Annotated in this window: 13 protein-coding genes; 8 read left to right on the top strand and 5 right to left on the bottom strand. The window is 60.3% G+C overall.

What is annotated here, in order from left to right; all coding sequences use genetic code 11:
- Positions 1-2: 2 nt before the first annotated feature.
- Entirely contained in the window at positions 3-695 is a 693-nt protein-coding gene (locus EPD60_RS10325; protein ID WP_131449370.1) for an RsmE family RNA methyltransferase, read from the top strand.
- A gap of 93 nt (positions 696-788) precedes the next feature.
- Here EPD60_RS10325 and EPD60_RS10330 read toward each other — a convergent pair whose 3' ends face one another.
- On the bottom strand, positions 789-1,562 hold the full coding sequence (locus tag EPD60_RS10330) for a TerC family protein (RefSeq protein WP_131449371.1): 774 nt from the start codon (positions 1,560-1,562) through the stop codon (positions 789-791).
- Between the two features lie 84 nt (positions 1,563-1,646).
- Positions 1,647-2,690 (bottom strand): quinone-dependent dihydroorotate dehydrogenase, encoded by a 1,044-nt coding sequence (locus tag EPD60_RS10335; protein ID WP_131449372.1) that lies wholly within the window; start codon positions 2,688-2,690, stop codon positions 1,647-1,649.
- A gap of 207 nt (positions 2,691-2,897) precedes the next feature.
- Here EPD60_RS10335 and EPD60_RS10340 point away from each other — a divergent pair, with 207 nt between their 5' ends.
- From EPD60_RS10340 to EPD60_RS10350, 3 genes are all read left to right on the top strand, one after another.
- Positions 2,898-4,073, top strand: coding sequence for an acetyl-CoA C-acyltransferase (locus EPD60_RS10340; RefSeq protein ID WP_131449373.1), 1,176 nt, complete (start codon positions 2,898-2,900; stop codon positions 4,071-4,073).
- A gap of 144 nt (positions 4,074-4,217) precedes the next feature.
- Complete coding sequence (locus EPD60_RS10345; protein WP_131449374.1) at positions 4,218-4,613, top strand: response regulator; 396 nt, start codon at positions 4,218-4,220, stop codon at positions 4,611-4,613.
- Between the two features lie 91 nt (positions 4,614-4,704).
- Positions 4,705-7,095 (top strand): TonB-dependent receptor, encoded by a 2,391-nt coding sequence (locus EPD60_RS10350; protein ID WP_131449375.1) that lies wholly within the window; start codon positions 4,705-4,707, stop codon positions 7,093-7,095.
- 68 nt (positions 7,096-7,163) lie between these two features.
- Here EPD60_RS10350 and EPD60_RS10355 read toward each other — a convergent pair whose 3' ends face one another.
- The 3 genes from EPD60_RS10355 to EPD60_RS10365 form a co-directional block, all read right to left on the bottom strand.
- Positions 7,164-7,583 (bottom strand): hypothetical protein, encoded by a 420-nt coding sequence (locus EPD60_RS10355; protein ID WP_131449376.1) that lies wholly within the window; start codon positions 7,581-7,583, stop codon positions 7,164-7,166.
- 88 nt (positions 7,584-7,671) lie between these two features.
- Entirely contained in the window at positions 7,672-9,501 is a 1,830-nt protein-coding gene (locus tag EPD60_RS10360; RefSeq protein ID WP_131449377.1) for an ABC transporter ATP-binding protein, read from the bottom strand.
- Between the two features lie 195 nt (positions 9,502-9,696).
- Positions 9,697-11,244 (bottom strand): YifB family Mg chelatase-like AAA ATPase, encoded by a 1,548-nt coding sequence (locus EPD60_RS10365; protein ID WP_131449378.1) that lies wholly within the window; start codon positions 11,242-11,244, stop codon positions 9,697-9,699.
- Between the two features lie 235 nt (positions 11,245-11,479).
- Here EPD60_RS10365 and EPD60_RS10370 point away from each other — a divergent pair, with 235 nt between their 5' ends.
- From EPD60_RS10370 to EPD60_RS10385, 4 genes are all read left to right on the top strand, one after another.
- Positions 11,480-13,411, top strand: coding sequence for a T9SS type B sorting domain-containing protein (locus EPD60_RS10370; protein ID WP_131449379.1), 1,932 nt, complete (start codon positions 11,480-11,482; stop codon positions 13,409-13,411).
- Positions 13,412-13,464: 53 nt separating this feature from the next.
- Positions 13,465-14,220: a 7-carboxy-7-deazaguanine synthase QueE gene (locus tag EPD60_RS10375; protein WP_131449380.1), complete on the top strand. Its 756-nt coding sequence runs from the start codon at positions 13,465-13,467 to the stop codon at positions 14,218-14,220.
- 198 nt (positions 14,221-14,418) lie between these two features.
- Entirely contained in the window at positions 14,419-16,956 is a 2,538-nt protein-coding gene (locus EPD60_RS10380) for a T9SS type B sorting domain-containing protein (RefSeq protein WP_165871504.1), read from the top strand.
- 80 nt (positions 16,957-17,036) lie between these two features.
- Positions 17,037-19,691 carry a T9SS type B sorting domain-containing protein gene (locus EPD60_RS10385; protein WP_131449382.1) on the top strand — a complete coding sequence of 885 codons (2,655 nt, stop codon included), beginning with the start codon at positions 17,037-17,039 and terminating at the stop codon, positions 19,689-19,691.
- Positions 19,692-19,695 lie beyond the last annotated feature (4 nt).

The following is a 19,695-nucleotide window of genomic DNA, read 5'->3' on the forward strand; positions in this document are numbered from 1 at the left end:
ACATGGCTTTACCGTATTTCTACATAGAGACGCTTGACAGTAACGACGTGCAGCTCGACGAACCAACGTCGAAGCACGTCGTTTCCGTTTTGCGGATGACGAAAGGGGAGGAGCTACTGCTTACCGATGGCAAAGGCCTAAAGGCCCGCGCGGTGATTGAAGACGACAACCGAAAGCGCTGCGCGGTGCGGATCGTGGAGCGGCACACCGAAGCGCCGCTGCGCCCGCATATAACCGTCGCTATTTCGCTGGTGAAGAATGCCGCCCGCTTCGAGTGGTTCCTGGAAAAAGCCACCGAGATCGGCGTCAGCGAAATCATCCCGCTGGTCTGCGCCCGCACCGAGAAGGAAAAGTTTCGCGCCGATCGCCTGCAGGGAATATTACAGTCGGCCATGCTGCAGTCGCAACAATGCTGGATGCCGCTGCTCCGTGAGCCGCTGCCCTTCAGCCAGGTGCTTGCTGCGCCAGTTGCCCAGCGCTTTATCGCACACTGCGCGGAAAATGAAAAGCGTCCGCTGCAAGGCGCCCTCACCTCCGGAGATCGACTGATCCTGGTGGGGCCGGAGGGCGATTTTACCCACAGGGAAATCGACGATGCGCTTGCTGCCGGCTTCGTTCCCGTGAGCCTCGGCGAAACGCGCCTGCGTACCGAAACCGCCGGAATGGTGGCGGCGGTGCTGCTGCGCAACCTGTAAAAAAGAACGCAGATCATAAGGATCTGCGTTCAAAGTCTTCTTAATATTTATCGTATCAGATCACGCGGATCTGCACTATCTGCGTTCCTGTGCTTAGTGCGCCGTATCATCCACGCGCTCCTCGCGGTGGTAGGCTTCCCGTAGTTCTACGGGGCGCTTGGTCCGCTTGCGCATCGCCATGTTCAGCATTTCCACCCCGAAGGAGAAGGCCATACCGAAATAGATATAATTTTTCAGGTGCAGGTCCTCTGCTTTTTCGTGGTTCCAGCCTTCGATCACGAGGCTCAGGCCGATCATCACCAGGAAGGAGAGCGCCAGCATCTTGAGCGTGGGATGTTTGTGAATGAATGCCGAGATCGCCGGTGAGAACAGGAACATGATGGTCATTGCGACCACCACGGCGGCGATCATCACTTCCACGTGCTTGGCGGTGCCGCCGGCGGTGATGACGCTGTCGAAGGAGAATACCGCGTCGATCAGCATGATCTGCAGGATGGCCTTGCCCAGCGACAGGTAGTTATTGCCTTTGATATGCGCTTCGGGGTCTTCGCCCTCGAGCTTGCCATGAATCTCTTTTACCGACTTGTAAATGAGGAAAAGTCCGCCGGCAAGCATGACCAGAGAGGCGATGTCGAAGCCGTGGCCGCCGATGGAGAAGAGCGCTTTTCCGCGTTGTTCCAGCAGCCAGCTAAGGCCCAGCAGCAGCAGGCTGCGCACCAGGATACCGGTGATCATCCACGCGCGCCGCGCCTTTTTCTTGTTTTCGTCGCTCACCCGGTTGAGAATGAGGCTCACGAAAATAACGTTATCGATGCCCAGCACCACTTCCAGGATGGTCAGTACCAGGAAGGAGATGAGGTTTTCCATTGAAAAAATTTCGCTCATGGCTGCAAAGTAAGGGGTGTGCGGGGGTAATTAGTTAACGGGCCTGCTGGTTAATTGGTCAGGGCGTCAGAGTGCGCGGCAGATCTTTTTCACGATCGACGGGCCCTCATAGATAAAGCCCGTCCATACCTCCGTGAGCGCCGCGCCGGCAGCCAGCTTTTCGCGGGCATCGGTGGCCGTGAAGATGCCGCCGGAGCCGATGATGGGGAGGCGCCCGCCCGAGCGGGTGGCCAGGTGGCGGATCACCTCGGTGGCGCGTACCCGCACGGGGCGGCCGCTCAATCCGCCGGCACCCAAAGCCGTTACCGTGGCAGCATCGGTTTGCAGCCCCTCTCGGCTGATGGTGGTGTTGGTGGCCACGAGGCCGTCGAGGCCGATCTCCACGGCGAGGTCCACCACTTCGTCGAGTTGCGTATTGGTAAGGTCGGGGGCGATCTTGAGCAGGATGGGGCGCGGGGTAGCCGTTGCGCGGTTCAGCTCCTGCAGCCGGGTGAGGATGCCGTGAAGCGCGTCGCGTTCCTGCAGGGCGCGCAGGCCGGGCGTATTGGGCGAGCTCACATTTACTACAAAGAAATCGACATAGGGATGCAGGGCGCTGAAGCAGGTTACATAGTCCTTCCACGCGTCTTCGTTGGCGGTCGATTTGTTCTTGCCGATGTTGCCGCCGATCACGAATGGAGCTTGATGCGCCGCACGGCGGGCTTCGCGTTTCCGCCATTCTTTAAGCCGTTCTGCCACTGCTTCCACCCCGTCGTTATTGAAGCCCATCCGGTTGATAAGTGCGCCGTCTTTCGGCAGGCGGAAGAGGCGGGGCTTGTCGTTGCCGGCCTGCGGCTTCGGCGTTACCGTACCGATCTCCACGAAGCCAAAGCCGAGGGTCTGCAGCGCGCGCAGGTAGCGGGCGTTTTTGTCAAAGCCGGCGCCCAGGCCGACCGGATTCGGAAAATGCAGTCCGAAGGCCTCGACGGGAAGCGCTTTGGGGCGGAAGGCACGCACAAGGAGGGCGCGGACCGGGGCGATGCCGCAGGCGGCACGCAGCAGGTTCATGGAAAAATAGTGGGCCGTCTCGGCCGGCAGCCGGAACAGCAGGGAGCGCAGCAGGGAATACATAACGCGGGCGAAGATACAGAGCAGGGCCTTGGCGGTCCGGTGAATTGCCGCAACTTTCCGTCAATGAAAGGCAAGTGCAAAAAACAAAAGCAGCTCATCGAGGCGATCTTCCTGCCGGAAACCATCGCGTATTATCAGCTGCTTTAAGATAGTTGTTTGAACAACTAAATGAGTACGTGCTGTATCTTTAGGGTATAAATCTTTTTTATGCAGGAAGCATATATCGTGGCCGGTTACCGCACGGCTGTGGGCAAGGCAAAGCGGGGCGGGTTCCGGTTCTTTCGTCCCGACGATCTCGCCATCGAGGTGATCCGCAAGCTGCTCGCCGATGTGCCCGGGCTGGACCCGAAGCGCGTGGACGATGTCATCGTGGGCAATGCGGTGCCGGAGGCCGAGCAGGGCCTGCAGGTGGGCCGCATCATTGCCGCCCGCGCCGTAGGCTACGACACACCGGGAATGGTGGTGAACCGCTATTGCGCGTCCGGCCTTGAGACCATTGCAATTGCTACTGCCAAGATCCGCATGGGTATGGCCGACTGCATCATTGCCGGCGGCACGGAAAGTATGAGCCTCGTGCCTACCGCCGGCTGGAAAACGGTACCGGCCTACAGCATCGCCAAAGACGATCCGGATTATTACCTCTCGATGGGCCTTACCGCCGAAGCGGTGGCCAAAGAATACAATGTGAGCCGCGAAGCGCAGGATGAATTTTCCTACCATTCGCACCGCAAGGCACTCGCAGCCATTGAAAAAGGCTATCTCAGGGAAGGCGTGCTCCCCATCACCGTAGAGGAGGTTTTTGTAAATGAAAAAGGCAAGCGCGGCACCCGCCAGTTTGTAGTGGATACCGACGAAGGACCGCGTGCCGATACCTCGATAGAAGCCCTCGCGAAGCTGAAGCCCGTATTTGCCCAGGGCGGCACGGTAACGGCCGGCAACTCTTCGCAGACCTCCGACGGAGCGGCCTTTGTGCTGGTGGTCAGCGAACGCATTGTGAAAGAATTCAACCTGCAACCCATCGGGCGCCTCGTGGCCTGCGCCTCGGCCGGGGTGCATCCCCGCATCATGGGCATCGGTCCGGTGGCTGCTATTCCGAAAGTGTTGCGGCAGGCGGGTATGAACCTGGGGCAGATCGATACGGTGGAACTGAATGAAGCCTTTGCATCGCAGGCGATCGCCGTCATCCGCGAGGCGGGCCTCGACCCGGAAAAGGTGAACCCGAACGGCGGCGCCATTGCACTCGGACACCCGCTCGGCTGCACCGGCGCCAAGCTCACCATCCAGGCCCTCAACGACCTGAAGCGCACCGGGGGCAAGTACGGAATGATCACCGCCTGCGTTGGCGGCGGCCAGGGTATTGCAGGCATTATCGAGCGCTTGTAAGCAGGAAAAACGACCCGCGGCCGTGACCGTAATTTTACGGATCGGCCGCCGGTTTTTACGGCATTTTCATACCGGCAAACAAGGCTGATTGAATTTGCCTCATATTTGCAGGGAAGAGCTTAAAACCTTAAATCAACACACGGGGTGACCCAGCCAAAACTTGTACTATACGCCGACGACGACACCGATGATCGCTCCTGGGTGAGTGAGGCATGTCGTATTGTAGGTTCCAGCCTGGAACTGCATTTCGTAGAGAACGGCCGGCAGGTACTTGATTTCCTGAAAAAGCCCGGTGCCCCGCAACCAGCACTCATTGTGCTCGACCTCAATATGCCGGAGATGGACGGGCGCCAGACGCTCCAGCAACTGAAGAACAGTCCGGAGCTCCGTCATATTCCCGTGGCCATCGTCACCACTTCCAACAACAAGCTCGACCGCGACGTATGCAAGCGGCTCGGAGCTGCCATCTACCTTACCAAGCCGGATACGCATTCCGAGTGGCAGAGCGTTATCCGCCAGCTCGAGCCGATCGCCGGCTAAGACATTTCCTGCCCTGCAGCAGGCTTTCCAAGGCCAAAAAATTAATTGCATCGGTGTTGCAAACGGGTATCTTTGAACAAATTCAAGGATCATGAGCATTCGTTACCTGCTCGGCAGCCTGCTTTTCGTTGCCGTTTCAGCTTCGGCCCAGACAAAGGCCTACACGCTTCGTGGCCGTATTACCGATGCCAGTACCGGTCTCCCGATCCCGGGGGCTTCGCTTTATTTCACGGAAGCCCGCACCGGCACCAGCGCCGACAGCAACGGGTATTATTCCCTGTCGCGGCTCGTAGCCGGCCACTACCTGGCGGAAGTCTCCTCGGCCGGGTATACGCCCACCGTGGAGCATATCGACATCGACCGCGACACGGATCGTGATTTCAGCCTGCGTCCTTCCGTGGTTGAAAACCGCGGGGTGGTCGTTACCGGCGTTGCGTCGGCGGCGTCGTCGCGCAATACCCCGGTGGCGGTGACCCTGGTGCGCAAGACGCAACTGCTCGAGGCCGCATCCACCAATATTGTAGATGCACTGACGCGGCAGCCGGGCGTGGCGCAGATCAGCACAGGGCCGGCGGTATCCAAGCCGGTGATCCGGGGTCTTGGCTACAACCGCGTGGTGGTGATGAACGACGGGCAGCGCCAGGAAGGGCAGCAGTGGGGCGATGAGCACGGTGTGGAGGTGGACGAGCTGAGTGTCAACCGCGTGGAGCTGCTGAAGGGCGCTTCTTCGCTGATGTACGGCTCCGACGCCATCGGCGGCGTGCTGCACCTGATCACCAACGTGCCGGCGCCGGAAGGCACCGTGCGGGCCAACGTTCTTACTTCCTATGCTACCAATAACGGGCAGCTGGGGCTGCACGCGTCGTTTGGCGGCAATGCACATGGCTTCAGCTGGGGCGGCTACGGTTCGTACAAATCGGCCGCCGACTACCGCAACCGCTTCGACGGCCGCGTGCTCAACTCACGCTTCAACGAACGCAACTTCGGCGGCTTCCTGGGGCTCAACCGGCAGTGGGGCTTCAGCCACCTGATCGTCAGCTCGTTCAACCAGAATATCGGCCTCGTGGAAGGTGTGCGTGATGAAAACAACGGCCGCTTTCTGCTTTACCCGGCGACGGCCCTTGAGCACGAAGCCACGGATGCCGAGCTGCGTTCCCGCACGCTCACCACGCCCTACCAGGGAGTGCGGCACTACCGCGTTGTGTCGGACAACAGCTTCCGCGCGGGCCGCGGCCGGGTGAAGGTGAACCTCGGTTACCAGCAGAACCTGCGCAGCGAATATGGTAATGCGGAAGCGCCGGACGAGGCAGGCCTGCGTTTCGACCTGCGCACCGGCACCTACAACCTGCAGTGGCATCTTCCGGAGCAAAATGGCCTGCAGACAACGCTTGGCGCCAGCGGCATGCTCCAGCAAAACCGCAACCTCGGCGCAGAGGTCATTATCCCGGAATACAACCTGTTTGATATCGGCGGCTACGTGTTCCTGCAGAAAAATTTTACGCAGACAACGGTTTCCGGCGGGCTTCGTTTCGACAACCGGAACATTCATTCGCTCGCCTTCGAAGAAGGCGGCGCGCAGAAGTTCGCGCCTTTCACCCGCAGCTTCGCCAACGTGTCGGGAAGCCTCGGCCTCGCCTGGCACCCGAGCAGTATTTATACGGTACGCGCCAACGTGGCCCGCGGCTTTCGTGCCCCGACGATTTCGGAGCTTGCCTCTAACGGTGCCCACGAAGGCACCAACCGCTTCGAGTATGGCCGGCAGGATCTTAGCTCGGAGCGCAGTGTGCAATTTGACGCCGGCGTTGAGGCCGACTACGACCACCTGAGCTTCTCGGCGAGCGCCTTTGCCAACCGGATCAACGGCTATATTTTTTACAGTCGCCTTGCCGGTGTTAACGGCGGCGACTCCATTGTCAATGTCAATGGCGAAGAACTGCAGGCGTTCCAATACGGGCAGCACAATGCCTGGCTGGCGGGCTTCGAGCTTTCCTCGGACCTGCATCCGCACCCGCTCGACTGGCTGCACTTCGAAAACTCGTTTTCGGTGGTGCGCGGTCGCTTTACCGAGCCGGTGGGCGGCGCTTCGTGCCTTCCTTCGATCCCGGCGGCCCACCTGCTCAACGAGCTGCGTGTGGCTTTCCCGAAAGCGGGCAAGCGCTTCCGCAACCTGTACGCGCGGGTAGAGCTGGATAATTACCTGCGGCAAACGCAGGTGTTCACCGGCTTCAACACCGAAACGCCCACGCCCGGGTATTCACTGCTCAATGCCGGCCTGGGTGCCGACGTCACCCGCAAGGGCCGCACCCTGTTTACCCTGCACTTTACGGGCACCAACCTCACGGATGTGGCCTACCAGAACCACCTGAGCCGCCTTAAATACACCGATGTGAATGTGCTCACCGGCCGGCGGGGCGTGTTTGGCATGGGACGTAATTTTCAGTTCCGGCTGAATGTGCCGCTGGAGTGGAAGATTGGTAAGTAGCGGGCCTGAAATAATTGCAAACGCCTGACGCTATGCGTCAGGCGTTTGCAATTGGATAGGACGTGATCTCAGCGCACGCGTATCCGGTCGCTGAATGGAGTACCATTGATCAGCACATAGCGGCTGACGGCTTCTTCGTCGATTACGCCATCCTTGAAAAGCTTCGCCTTGACTACCACTTCGGCCATCTTGTTAATGCGGTGATATAGATCTTTCGATTCTGCTTTCTGTTTCGAGTTCAGAAAGATGAATTCGGCATAGAATACAATAGGCTGGCTGTAGCTGGTGGTGGGGTCTTGAAACCGAACGGAACGAATGATGATAGCTTCGTTGCCGGAAAGGTCGCGTACCGTAAAGTCTCCGTGGCTGCGTTCGATTAGTGCGTATTCTTTTCCGTCCACAAGGATCTTTCCGTCCTTCACGTCAACTTTCTGTGCCGATGCAAAAATGGGCAGGGCGACAAGAAATGCCATCATGATTTTTTTCATGCAGGTGGGTTTTGGTTATGGCAGGTAATATAGATAAAAATGTAGCGGCGACCATGTTTAAGTACAGTTCGAGCTGGTGTTTGGTGCCTTATGCTTTCGCCATCACCTTTCTTTCCCCGATCTGCTGGCGCCACATGGCGTAGTAAAGCCCTTTCTCCGCCAGCAGCGATTCATGGTTGCCGGTTTCGGCCACCACGCCGCGCTCCAGCACATAGATGCGGTCGGCGTGCATGATGGTGGAAAGTCGGTGGGCGATGAGGATCGTGATCTGCTCGCGCTGCGAGGAGAGCTCGCGGATCGTTTCGGTGATCTCTTCCTCGGTGATGGAGTCGAGGGCCGAGGTGGCTTCGTCGAACAGCATCACGCGGGGCTTGCGCAGGAGGGCGCGGGCGATGGAGAGGCGTTGCTTCTCGCCGCCGGAAAGCTTCAGTCCGCCTTCGCCGATAACGGTGTCGATGCCTTTTTCGGCGCGCGACAGCAGGTAGTCGCAGGCCGCTTTGTGCAGGGCTTCCTGGAGATCGGCTTCGGTAGCCGCAGGGTTGACGAACATCAGGTTTTCGCGGATGGTGCCGGCGAAGAGCTGCGTGTCCTGCGTTACAAAACCGATCTGGTTGCGCAGGTCGTCGAACACGATCGAGTTTTCGTCCATGCCGTTATAGTAGATGCCGCCTTCCTGCGGGCGGTACAGTCCCACCAGCAGCTTCATCAGCGTGCTCTTGCCCGAGCCGGACGGTCCGACGAACGCGACCGTTTCACCATTGCGGGCGTCGAAGGAAATACCGTCGATGGCCTTGTGCTGTGCGGTGCGGTGCTGGAAACCGACGTTCCGGAACTCGAGCTCGCGGATCGCGCCCAGGGGTCGCGGGTTGTCGGGCTGCTTTTCCGATTCTTTCTGCATCAGCGTCTGGAAGTTGTGAAGCGAAGTTTCCGCCTCGCGGTAGCTGACGATGATGTTACCGATATCCTGTAGCGGCCCGAAAATGAAGAACGAGAAGATCTGCATCGTTACCAGGTCGCCTTCGTCCATCTTGTTGCGGAAGATGAGCCACATCAGCAGGAACAGGATCACCTGGCGAAGCGTATTCACGAAAGTACCCTGGATAAACCCGATAGAGCGGATCCGCTTAACCTTGGTGAGCTCGAGCCCGAGGATCTTGTAGGTGTTGTTGTTGAGGCGGTCCACCTCCTGGTTGGTGAGGCCGAGGCTTTTCACCAGCTCGATGTTGCGCAGCGATTCCGTGGTGGATCCCGCCAGCGCGGTTGTTTGCGATACGATCGTTTTCTGGATGGTCTTGATCTTTTTACTCAGTTTGTTGGAGATGAACATCAGGATGGCAACACCGCCGAAATAAACCACCGGCAGCCAGCCGGAGAGGTGCGCCGCGAAGGTGGCCACGATGACGATACCAACCACCACTGTAAAAAGTATGTTGACGAAGTTGGAGATGAACTTTTCCGTATCGGTCCGCACCTTCTGCAGGATCGAAAGTGTCTCGCCCGAGCGCTGGTCTTCGAATTCCGCGTAAGGCAATTTCATCGAATGTTTCAATCCGTCGGTGAACACCTTGGCGCCGAACTTCTGGATGATGACCTGCAGGAAATAGTCCTGGAAATTCTTCGCGATCCGGCTGATCATGGCTACGGTGATCGAGGCGCCAAGCAGCCATACCACGCCATAGATAATAATCGGGTCGCCGCCCGCCTTAAGGGGCGGCAGCTCCGTTCGTGTAAACAGGAAGTCGTGCCAGCTGAAAGCCGTGTGCCCGGTGGGCGGCTTGTGCTGGTAAGAGGCCAGTTTGATCAGCTTACCGAAGATGATGGGATCCAGGAGCGAAAAACTGATATTGACAGCCGCCAGGAACAACACGACGGCGACCATCCATTTATAGGGTTTGAGGTAATGTAAGAGGATCTTCATGGAATAAAGATACCGAGGTGAATATCGAATATCGATTATCGAATATCGGCAAGGGGAATGTCGAATAATTAGCCTGGTTTAAAGCCGCGTATTGGACTGCCTGATGCAAACCAAATGTCAGTGCAGGTGGCACCTGTAAAATTCGAGCATACCTGCTCCGATATTCATTAGTCGATATCCGTTATTCGAAATTCATCACCCCGCCCATCCTTCCCGGTCCAGGCTCCGGTAGTGGATCGCCTCCGCGAGGTGCTCGGTGCGGATGTCTTCGCTGCCGGCGAGGTCGGCGATGGTGCGGCTTACCTTGAGAATGCGGTCGTAGGCGCGTGCCGAGAGATTGAGCTTCTCCATCGAGCGTTTCAGGAGCTCCTGCCCCGCGGTGCCGACGACGCACACTTCCTTGAGCAGGCGGCTGCCCATCTGTGCATTGCAGTAAAGCCCCGGCTTTCCGGCAAAGCGCTCCGCCTGCCGCAGGCGCGCCGCGATGACGCGCTCGCGGATGGCGCGCGAGGGCTCCGTGGCGGGTGTCGCCGACAGCTCGCCGAAAGACACCGGTGTTACCTCCACGTGCAGGTCTATGCGGTCGAGCAGGGGCCCCGATACTTTGTTGAGATAGCGCTGCACCAGTACGGTGCCGCAACTGCAGGCCCGGTCGGGGTGGTTGTAATAGCCGCAGGGACAGGGGTTCATGGAGGCGATGAGCATAAAGGATGCGGGGAAGTCGACCGCCACCCGCGCCCTCGAAATGGTGACGCGTCGTTCTTCCATCGGCTGCCGCATCACTTCGAGCACGGTGCGCTTGAATTCGGGCAGCTCGTCGAGAAAGAGCACGCCGTTGTGGGCCAGCGAGATCTCGCCGGGCTGGGGCATGCCGCCGCCGCCCACCAGTGCCACGTCGGAGATGGTATGGTGCGGGCTCCGGAAAGGCCGCGCAGCCACCAGCGTGGCGCCTTCGGGCAGCTTGCCGGCCACTGAGTGGATCTTGGTGGTCTCCAGCGCCTCGGCGAGGCTCAGTGGCGGCAGGATGGTGGGCAGGCGCCGGGCCAGCATCGTTTTGCCTGCGCCGGGCGGGCCGATGAGGATGGCGTTGTGGCCGCCGGCGGCGGCGATCTCGAGGGCGCGCTTGATATTCTCCTGCCCTTTTACCTCGGCAAAGTCGATGTCGCACTGCTCCTGCGCCGCGCGGAAGGCCGCCTGCAGGTCTACCTCGGTGGGAGGGATGCCGGCTTCGTCGTTGCTGAAGAATTCGAGTACTTCGCGGATGTGCTCTACACCCAGCACCTGGAGGCCTTCCACGATGCCCGCCTCGCGGGCGTTGACGGCGGGAAGGATGAGTCCTTTGAAGCCCTCGCGGCGTGCCATCAGTGCCATGGGCAAGGCGCCGCGCACGGGGCGGAGGGCGCCGTCGAGGGCCAGCTCGCCCATGATGATATAGCGTTCCAGCCGCTCCGGCCCGGGCACCTGGTCGGAGGCGGCGAGGATGCCGAGCGCGATGGGCAGGTCGAAGGCCGACCCGCTTTTGCGCAGGTCGGCCGGCGCCAGGTTGACCACGATGCGGGTGCGGGGCAGCTCGTGGCCGATGGCGCCAAGCGCGCTCTCCACCCGCTGCAGGCTTTCCTTTACCGCGCCGTCGGGAAGGCCCACCAGCAGCAGGCCCACATTGCTTTCCATCCAGTTGACCTCGATGGTGATGGTGAGCGCATCCACGCCATGGACGGCGGCTCCGAAGATTTTGACCAGCATAAGTTTTTTCCAAAGCTGCCTCCGCCACCCCGTGCGGCAAGGGGTGGAAAAACACCGCAGAATGTTTTTTTTCACCCAAAAACGGTGAAAAAAACCGAGGCGGCCAACGCCGCCTTCCTTTTTGCCGTATTCCTTCGGTAACGGCATCCGCCTGGTACCATTCGTACAGCTTTATTTGCCCGGCAAGCGGCGAAGGTTTAAGTTCGGAAGCCCTTTCTACCCGCTTCGCGCCTGCATGATGATCCCCTGCGCCCGCACCATATTTTTCCTCCTGCTGCTGCTGGCGAACGCCGGTCGGGCGGCCGCCCAATGCCCGCCCAATATCGGCTTCGAGGCCGGCGATTTTTCTAATTGGAAAGCCTATACCGGCACGGTCGACGTCGCAACCGGCATCCGTCTTTCTGAGGTTACCCCGACCAATAACCGCCACACGCTCATGCGGGGCATCAACCCGGGATTGGACCCTTACGGGCACTTTCCACGACGCTGTCCCAACGGCGGCGGCGTGTCGGTGCAGCTGGGTAACCGGCTGCGGGGCGCACAGGCTGAAGGTCTTTCCTATACCTTCCAGGTGCCGGCCAACCAGGATACCTTCACCCTGACCTATTTCTACGCGGTGGTGTTCCAGAACCCCGATCATATGGCCGCCGAGCAGCCGCGCTTCCAGGTTTGGGCTACTGACGTTTCAGTGGCCCAGCGGATGACCTGCGCGTCCTTTGATTTTGTGGCCTCCGGCAGTATTCCCGGCTTTCACCAGTCCAGCGTCGACTCCATGGTTTTTTACAAGGACTGGACGCCCGCTTCCCTGCAGTTTCTCGGCCGGGCCGGCCATACCATCCGCCTCGACTTCAGGACGGCCGACTGCACACGGGGCGGCCATTTCGGGTATGCCTACGTGGATGTCGCCAACAGCTGCAGCAATGTAGCGGCGGCTGCGCCCATCTGCGGCAACGATAGTGTGCTCGTGCTGAATGCCCCTTTCGGCTTTGAATCCTATACCTGGTTCGACAGCAGCTTTGGTCGAACGGTTGGCACAGGCCAGACGGTATCCGTCAGCCCGGTGCCCGCCGGCGTGCGGTATTATTGGGTGGATGTGGTGCCTTACCCCGGCTATGGCTGCCGCGATACGATGAAAGCGCTGGTGACCCGCGAGCCGGTGCCCGACACACCGCGCGGGCCGCGGGACCTGTATTTCTGCGTAAACCAGCCGCCGACTTCGCTCCGTGCGCAGTCCGACGACGGGGCCGTGCTGATTTGGTACGTATCGCCAACAGCGACGGTGGGGAGCCCGGTGCCACCTGCTCCCAACACCACGGTGCTGGGTGCCGACACCTTCTGGGTATCTCAGAAAGTCCTTTTCGGCTGCGAAAGTGCCCGGCGGATGATCGTGGTGCACGTGGTGCCGCCACCGCAGATCGATTTGCAGTGGGACGACTCCTGCGCCCGCCGGACGATCACTTTCCGCGCCGCGGAGGTAAACGGCGGGCCGATCAGCAGCTGGGAGTGGCTGAATGATGACCGCGAGCGCGAAGAAGGTCCGCCGGAGCGGCGCTTCAACTTTGCGCGGGGCGGCAGCTATGCGGTGACGCTCGTGGCGACCTCGCCGAATGGCTGCGAGGTGACGCGCTCGGAGCTGGTACAGATCTACGATATTCTGCCGATGCGCCCGGTGGATACGCTTGCCGCGATCGGGCAGGAGGTGCGCCTCAACGGCAGCGGCGGCGGCGGCCCCGGCACCCGCTACCAGTGGAGCCCTGCCACCGGCCTGCTCAGCGATACCGCGGCGTTGGCGGTGGCGCTCGCACCCGATGACCAGTCGTATACGCTTTATGCAAGGACGCCGGAGGGCTGCGAGGCCCGCTCGCAGGCGCGGATCCGCCGCATGGCCGGCCCCGAGCTCTACGTGCCCAACGCCTTCACGCCCAACCGCGACCGGCGCAATGACCTGCTCCGCGTGATCCCGGTGGGCATCAGCGCCTTTCATTATTTCTCCATCTACGACCGCAATGGCGTCCTGGTCTTCCAGACCACCGATCCGAATGTGGGCTGGGACGGCCGCTTTAAAGGCCGGGAATTCGGCACGGCTACTTTCGTTTACGTGGCTGAGGCCACCGACTACCTGGGGCGCCTGCTCTTCCGCAAAGGCACCGTAGCGCTGATTCGTTAATACCGGCAGCGACAGCGCTTACTTCCCGCCATGCGGCCTAACTTTGCGCCGCCATGCTCAAGCTCGCCAGACTTAACGGACAACCCGAGATCTTTCACTCCATACAAGGGGAGGGGAAAAGCATTGGCCGTCCCTCGGTCTTCATAAGACTCTCGCTCTGCAATCTCTATTGCGCCTGGTGCGATACCGACTACACCTGGAACTGGGAAGGCACCGCCTTCACCCACAACAACGACGTGCGTCCCGGTTATCGCAAGTACCGGAAAGAGGAGTACCAGCAGCTGATCTCCAATGAGGAGATCCGTGACCGGCTGGCCGTTATTTCCTGCAGCAACCTCATTTTTACCGGCGGCGAACCGCTGGTGCAGCAAAAAGACCTGCGCAGCCTCTTTCGTTTGCTGAAGGAAAACAATCCCGACTATCACATCGAGTTTGAAACAAACGGCACCCTGAAGCCGCTGCCGGAGATTGATGCGCTGACCGATCAGTACAATGTTTCGGTGAAGCTGGCCAACTCTAAGGTGGCACCCGAAGACCGGCTGAATCCCGAAGCCATCCGCTTCTTTGCCGCCTCGCCGAAGGCTAATTTCAAGTTCGTAGTTGACAGCCGCGCCGACCTGGACGAGGTGCTCGCGCTGGTGCAGGGTTACGGCATCCGGCCCGAAGCGGTTTACCTGATGCCGCAGGGGACCTCGGCTGCCGCGCTTCGCGAAAAGCAGGCCTGGGTGGCCGAGCTTTGCAAGCAGTATAACTACAACTACACCGACCGCCTGCACATCCACATCTGGGGCGACAAGCGCGGGGTGTAACAATTCATACAGCTTTTCTTGCGGTGCGCGCGGCAATAGGTTAAATTAGGAACCGCCAAGGCTTCCGCTATGACCGCCCGCACCGTAACCATACTGCTGTTCCTTCTTTGCGTTTTCGGTAGAAAAGGCGCGGCACAATGGTGTCCGCCCAATATCGGTTTGGAGAACGGAACTTTTGATAATTGGGGTGGAAGCCCGATGACCCAATCGCCGCGGCGGCCGGAGGTGCGCCTCGTTTCGGCAGCTTCCGGCAACGATTCAATCGGCGGGTTCCCGAAGCTCTGTCCCTACGGGGGGCGGTACTCCGCCCTTATGACGAAACCGGGCGTCCTGCTCGAATATGTGGTGGACGTCCCCCGGGGAGTAGACACCTTCACCGTCAATTGTTTCTATGCCCTGGTGATGCAGCATTGCGAGCACCTCCAGTTTATGCCGCCGCGTTTTCTCATCCGGGCTTTCGACATGGTTACCGGCCGGGATATCGCCTGTACGCCCATTAATCTCGATACCCGCAAGATGGATCTTTTCGAGTCGTCGGATTACAACGACCCCATGGGCGGCTCCTATTATTTCCGCCGGTGGACGCCCTTGTCACTGCGGCTTGAAGGAGTGTCGGGCCATCTTGTGTCCATTAACTTCACTACACAGCCCTCTACCTGCGACGAAAAACATGGAAAGCTGGTTTACGCCTACGTAGATATGAAAGAGCCCTGCGATGAGATCAGCGCTGCGGCACCCTATTGCAGCGACCAGGGCGTTCAGTCACTGCTCGGTCCGTTCGGATACCGGGCGTACACCTGGTACAATGAAAACTTTTCCCAGGTTCTCGGCCACACGCAAAACGTGACGCTTACCCCGAGCCAGCCCGTTGCGAGCGGGAATTATTGGGTGGTCGTTGAGCCTTTCGACAGCGTCGGCTGCCGCGATACCATCAAGGCGCCGGTGTCGGTGATGGAAAGTCCGCCGCCGCCCCGTACTTCCGATACCGCCGTATACTGCAAAATGCAGGTGTCGGTGGCCCTGGCGTCCGTGAAGCCGGATCCCGGATGCTACCTGGTATGGTATCGCGACTCCACCGGCGGTCTTCCGCTGCCGGGGCCGCCGGTTCCCTCAACGCTCAGCACCGGGATGCAGGTATTCTGGGTGGCGCAACAGCGGCTTTTCGGCTGTGAAAGCAAACGATCGGCTGCCTGCGTCCGGGTGGTGGACAGCTGGACGATATCCTATACGATCAACACCCTCCAGGCCTGCCTTGTCGGCAACCGGTTTTTCCTGACCAACACCACCCCTCCGCTCACCGAGGCCATAGGCTTCTGGCAAACGACCAATGGTACCCCCACCCGCGTTCCTTTCGGAGCCACCGTGTCGCATGTTTTCGATCATGCCGGCACCTTTTCCGGTCTTTTCATGTTGCGCAACGCCGGGAATTGCGATGCGGAATTGCCGGTAATCATCAAGGTGCTGCCGGCGCCGGTTGCCCGCATCGAACCCAGTGGGGAAAACTGCATCGGCGTATTCGGTTCACCGGTACGGGATGCATCCGTGGCCGCTACCGGCGACCCGATCGCATCGTGGTGGTGGAAGGTGCAGGGAACCGTATCGACAACGCAGGTGCCGCAGTCCGTGACGCTGGTGGCAGGATTGATGCCAGCAAAGCTTTGCGTTGTGTCGGCCGCGGGCTGCCGCTCCGACACGGCCCGCAGCACCGTAACGATTGGCGCCCGCCCCATTGCCGCTTTCTCCGTAACCACAGCCTGCTCGAACGACAGCACGCCACTTAGCGACCACTCTTACATGCCTGCCGGCTTTCTCGGGCAGCCCGTCTCGGCCTGGCAGTGGAGCGTAGACGGCGCCCCGCTTAGTAATGTGCAGTCGCCGCGTGTGCTGCTGCCGCCCGGCCGGCGCCGCCTGCAGCTTGTCGTGGCGTCTAACATTGGTTGCCGCAGCCTGCCGCACGACAGCCTCATTGATGTCAGGCCGGCGCCCGGTACTACACTCAGCTGGTCGGATTCCTGTGCCGGGAGAAACATCTTTTTTTCGGTGCGCGACAGTAATAATACAGGTGTGACGCAGTGGTGGTGGTCGTTCGGGAACGGACCGTTTGTGCGCGGTATGGCCGCGCAACAACACCGTTATAGCGTGGCCGGAAACTACGGGGTGCGGATAGCCTCGGTCAGCGGGAGCGGATGCCGCGATACGCTGCGTGCTCCGCTACAGATCTATGACATAGGTGCTCCGTCCTTTCAGGATACGCTGGCTGTAATCGGCGGCCCGGTGCCGCTGTCCGGCGGCGGGCCGCCGGGGACGCGGTACCAGTGGTCGCCGGCATTTGGTCTTAACTCTGATACGGCTGCGGCACCGGTGGCAGTGGCCGACCGGGACCAGTCCTATTGGGTGTACGCCCTGAGTCCGAAAGGCTGTGACCGCAGGTCCTTTGTTACGGTGCGGCGGATGCGGGGTGCGGACATTTATATTCCCGATGCCTTTACCCCGAATAATGACGGGAAGAACGACCTGCTGCGCCCCGTGGTTGTAGGAATACGTGAGCTGCGTTACTTCTCCGTATTTGACCGCAACGGCGAGCGCGTCTTCCACAGCACCGACACGCGCTCGGGCTGGGATGGGCGAATCAAGGGAACACCTGCCGGCACCGCCACTTTCGTGTACGTGGCCGAAGGCATCGCTTCCGATGGAAGACGCGTCTTCAAAAAAGGAACGGTAACGCTGATCCGGTAAACGTCCTTCCTATCCGGTATTTCCAAGGTGTTCTGCTGTTTTATTGATAAATTTCACCTCACATCGAAAACCACCAGCCATTGCGACTGCTCCTCCTCACCATATTTCTTGTGCTTTTCCGTAGTCTTTTCCAGGGCGCAGCGGCTCAGGGTTGTCCGCCGAACATCGGCTTCGAGGACGGTAATTTTTCGAACTGGGAGCTGGATCCGGGCAATGGTGCCACCACGCCCTTTCCCCGGCACCAGATCGTTTCGGCCGCTTCGGGCAATGACCGCTATGGCCACTTTCCGAAGCTTTGTCCCTACGGCGGCACTTACTCGGCGCGGCTGGGTAACGAGCGTACGGGCGCCGAAAGCGAACACCTTTCCTACACCTTCCGCGTACCGGCCAACCAGTCGGCCTTTACCATCACTTATTTCTATGCGATCGTGCTGCAAAACCCGGATCACACCGCAGCGGAGCAGCCGCGCTTTACGGTGAGGGCGGTCGACGCGGTGAGCGGCGCCGTCATTGGCTGTTCTACGTTCGACTACGTGGCCAGCGGCACGCTACCGGGCTTCGAGTCTTCTGATGACGATGCGTCGGTCGTTTACCGGAAATGGACGCCGGGCTCGATCCAGATCGACGGGATGGCCGGCCGCGATGTGCTGCTCGAATTCGGCACCTACGATTGTACACGCGGCGGGCATTTCGGCTATGCGTACGTAGATGTTGATGCGTCCTGCGCCAACATTCTTGCCACGGCACCTTATTGTATCGAGTCGAACGCACTCACGCTCAACGCGCCTTTCGGCTATGAATCGTATACCTGGTATAACAGTACCTATTCACAGGTGGTTGGCACGGGGCAAACGATTACCCTTTCGCCCGCGCCGGTCACCAGTGGCTTCTTCTGGGTAGACGTGGTGCCTTATCCCGGATACGGCTGCCGCGATACCTTCAAGGCAACCGTGACGGTGCTGCAAAATCCGCCGCCGCCGCGGCAGCCCGATACGCTGACCTATTGCCAGAACCAGTTTCCCTCGCCGGTAAGCGGGGTGGTGCAAAGCCCGGGCTGCCTGCTGCATTGGTATTCCGATTCTACCGGCGGGCTGGCGGCGCTGGATCCGCCACGTCCCTCAACGCTTGCCCCCGGGCTGGATACGGTATGGGTATCGCAAAAGGCGCTCTATGGTTGTGAAAGCAAACGAGTGCCGATCATCATCCGCGTTGTGAGCAGCTGGCCGCTAACCTTTTCGGTTAACAGTTCGCGCCAATGCCTGACGGGCAACCAGTTTGTATTTACCAACACCAGCCCGCCGCTTGCCGGCGCCACCTTTACGTGGCGGCCGGAGGGTAGCGGGGTTCAGGTGTTGCCGGGCGTGCCCTTTTCGTACAGCTATCCCGCCGCCGGCACGCACAGCGGACTGTTCATACTGAGCAATGCCGGCGCCTGCAGCCGGTCGGTTCCTGTCGACCTGGTTGTGTTGCCCGGCCCGGCTGCGGCCATTACGCCCAGTGGTGAAAACTGCGCGGGCCTTGTGGCGGCGCCGGTGCGCGACGCATCCGTTACCGCGCCCGGCGATCCGATTGTCGCCTGGTGGTGGGAAATCAATGGTGTGGTGTCAACAACGCCGGTGCCCGCAGCCCTTCCGCTGACGTCTGGTTTCATCAACGCGCGTCTTGCGGTACGCAGTGCCGAAGGGTGCCGTTCCGATACCGTAAGCCGCCGCATCGAGATCGGTGACCGCCCGGTGGCCGCCTTCAGCCTGCAGACGGCCTGCTCTAACGACAGCGCCAGCCTGCGCGATGCGTCCTATGTGCCGGGCACTGGCGGGCAGACCGTTACGGGCTGGAAGTGGAGCGTCGACGGCAATCCTCTCAGCAATGACCAGCATCCGCGGGTGCTGCTGGCCGGCGGCGCCCACCGGCTGCAGCTAGTAGCCGAAAGTAACCTGGGCTGCCGGAGCGCGGCGCACGACAGCCTGATCGATGTGCGCGGCGCGCCCCGCATCGGGCTGCAGTGGAGCGATTCCTGCGCCGGTACGCCTCTCACGTTTACTGTTACGGACACTTCGGCGGGCGTGCAGCAATGGTATTGGAACATCGGGAGCACCGCATTCAGCGCCGGCCCCGCGCAGCGCGACGGGCGCTATGCCCGTGCCGGCCGCTATCCGGTTGCCGTAACCGGAACCAATGCCGCCGGTTGCACCGACACACTGCGTGGCTTTATCACCATCTATGACGTAGCGCCACCTGCCTTCACGGATACACTTGCCGCCATTGCCGGCCCGGTCCGGCTCGACGGCGGCGGTAGTCCCGGCTCGCGCTACCAGTGGCAGCCGGCCCTCGGGCTCGACAGCGATACGGCGGCCCGCCCGCTTGCTTTCTGGGACCGCGACCAGCGCTATACTTTACGCGTGGAAACCCCGCAGGGCTGCATCCTGCATTCGCAGGTGCTGGTGCGGCGGATGCTGGGACCGGACATCTATATCCCCGATGCGTTTACACCAAACAATGACGGGAAGAATGACCTGCTGCGCCCCGTGGTTGTAGGAATACGGGAACTGCACTACTTCTCGGTCTTTGATCGCAATGGGCAACGTGTCTTTCACAGCACCGACACCCGCTCGGGCTGGGATGGCAGGATCAAAGGCTTGCCTGCCGGCACCGCCACTTTTGTGTACATAGCCGAAGGCATCGCTTACGATGGGAAACGCATCTTCAAAAAAGGTACAGTAACGTTGATCCGCTAGAACA

The organism is Flaviaestuariibacter flavus, from assembly GCF_004337505.1.
GTDB lineage: Bacteria > Bacteroidota > Bacteroidia > Chitinophagales > Chitinophagaceae > Flavisolibacter > Flavisolibacter flavus.

What these genes read in the sequence shown, in the direction of transcription:
- EPD60_RS10325 (WP_131449370.1), top strand. Translation starts at nt 3, where the DNA reads ATGGCTTTACCGTATTTCTACATAGAGACGCTTGACAGTAACGACGTG.
- EPD60_RS10330 (WP_131449371.1), bottom strand. Translation starts at nt 1,562, where the DNA reads ATGGAAAACCTCATCTCCTTCCTGGTACTGACCATCCTGGAAGTGGTG.
- EPD60_RS10335 (WP_131449372.1), bottom strand. Translation starts at nt 2,690, where the DNA reads ATGTATTCCCTGCTGCGCTCCCTGCTGTTCCGGCTGCCGGCCGAGACG.
- EPD60_RS10340 (WP_131449373.1), top strand. Translation starts at nt 2,898, where the DNA reads ATGCAGGAAGCATATATCGTGGCCGGTTACCGCACGGCTGTGGGCAAG.
- EPD60_RS10350 (WP_131449375.1), top strand. Translation starts at nt 4,705, where the DNA reads ATGAGCATTCGTTACCTGCTCGGCAGCCTGCTTTTCGTTGCCGTTTCA.
- EPD60_RS10355 (WP_131449376.1), bottom strand. Translation starts at nt 7,583, where the DNA reads ATGAAAAAAATCATGATGGCATTTCTTGTCGCCCTGCCCATTTTTGCA.
- EPD60_RS10360 (WP_131449377.1), bottom strand. Translation starts at nt 9,501, where the DNA reads ATGAAGATCCTCTTACATTACCTCAAACCCTATAAATGGATGGTCGCC.
- EPD60_RS10365 (WP_131449378.1), bottom strand. Translation starts at nt 11,244, where the DNA reads ATGCTGGTCAAAATCTTCGGAGCCGCCGTCCATGGCGTGGATGCGCTC.
- EPD60_RS10370 (WP_131449379.1), top strand. Translation starts at nt 11,480, where the DNA reads ATGATGATCCCCTGCGCCCGCACCATATTTTTCCTCCTGCTGCTGCTG.
- EPD60_RS10375 (WP_131449380.1), top strand. Translation starts at nt 13,465, where the DNA reads ATGCTCAAGCTCGCCAGACTTAACGGACAACCCGAGATCTTTCACTCC.
- EPD60_RS10380 (WP_165871504.1), top strand. Translation starts at nt 14,419, where the DNA reads ATGACCCAATCGCCGCGGCGGCCGGAGGTGCGCCTCGTTTCGGCAGCT.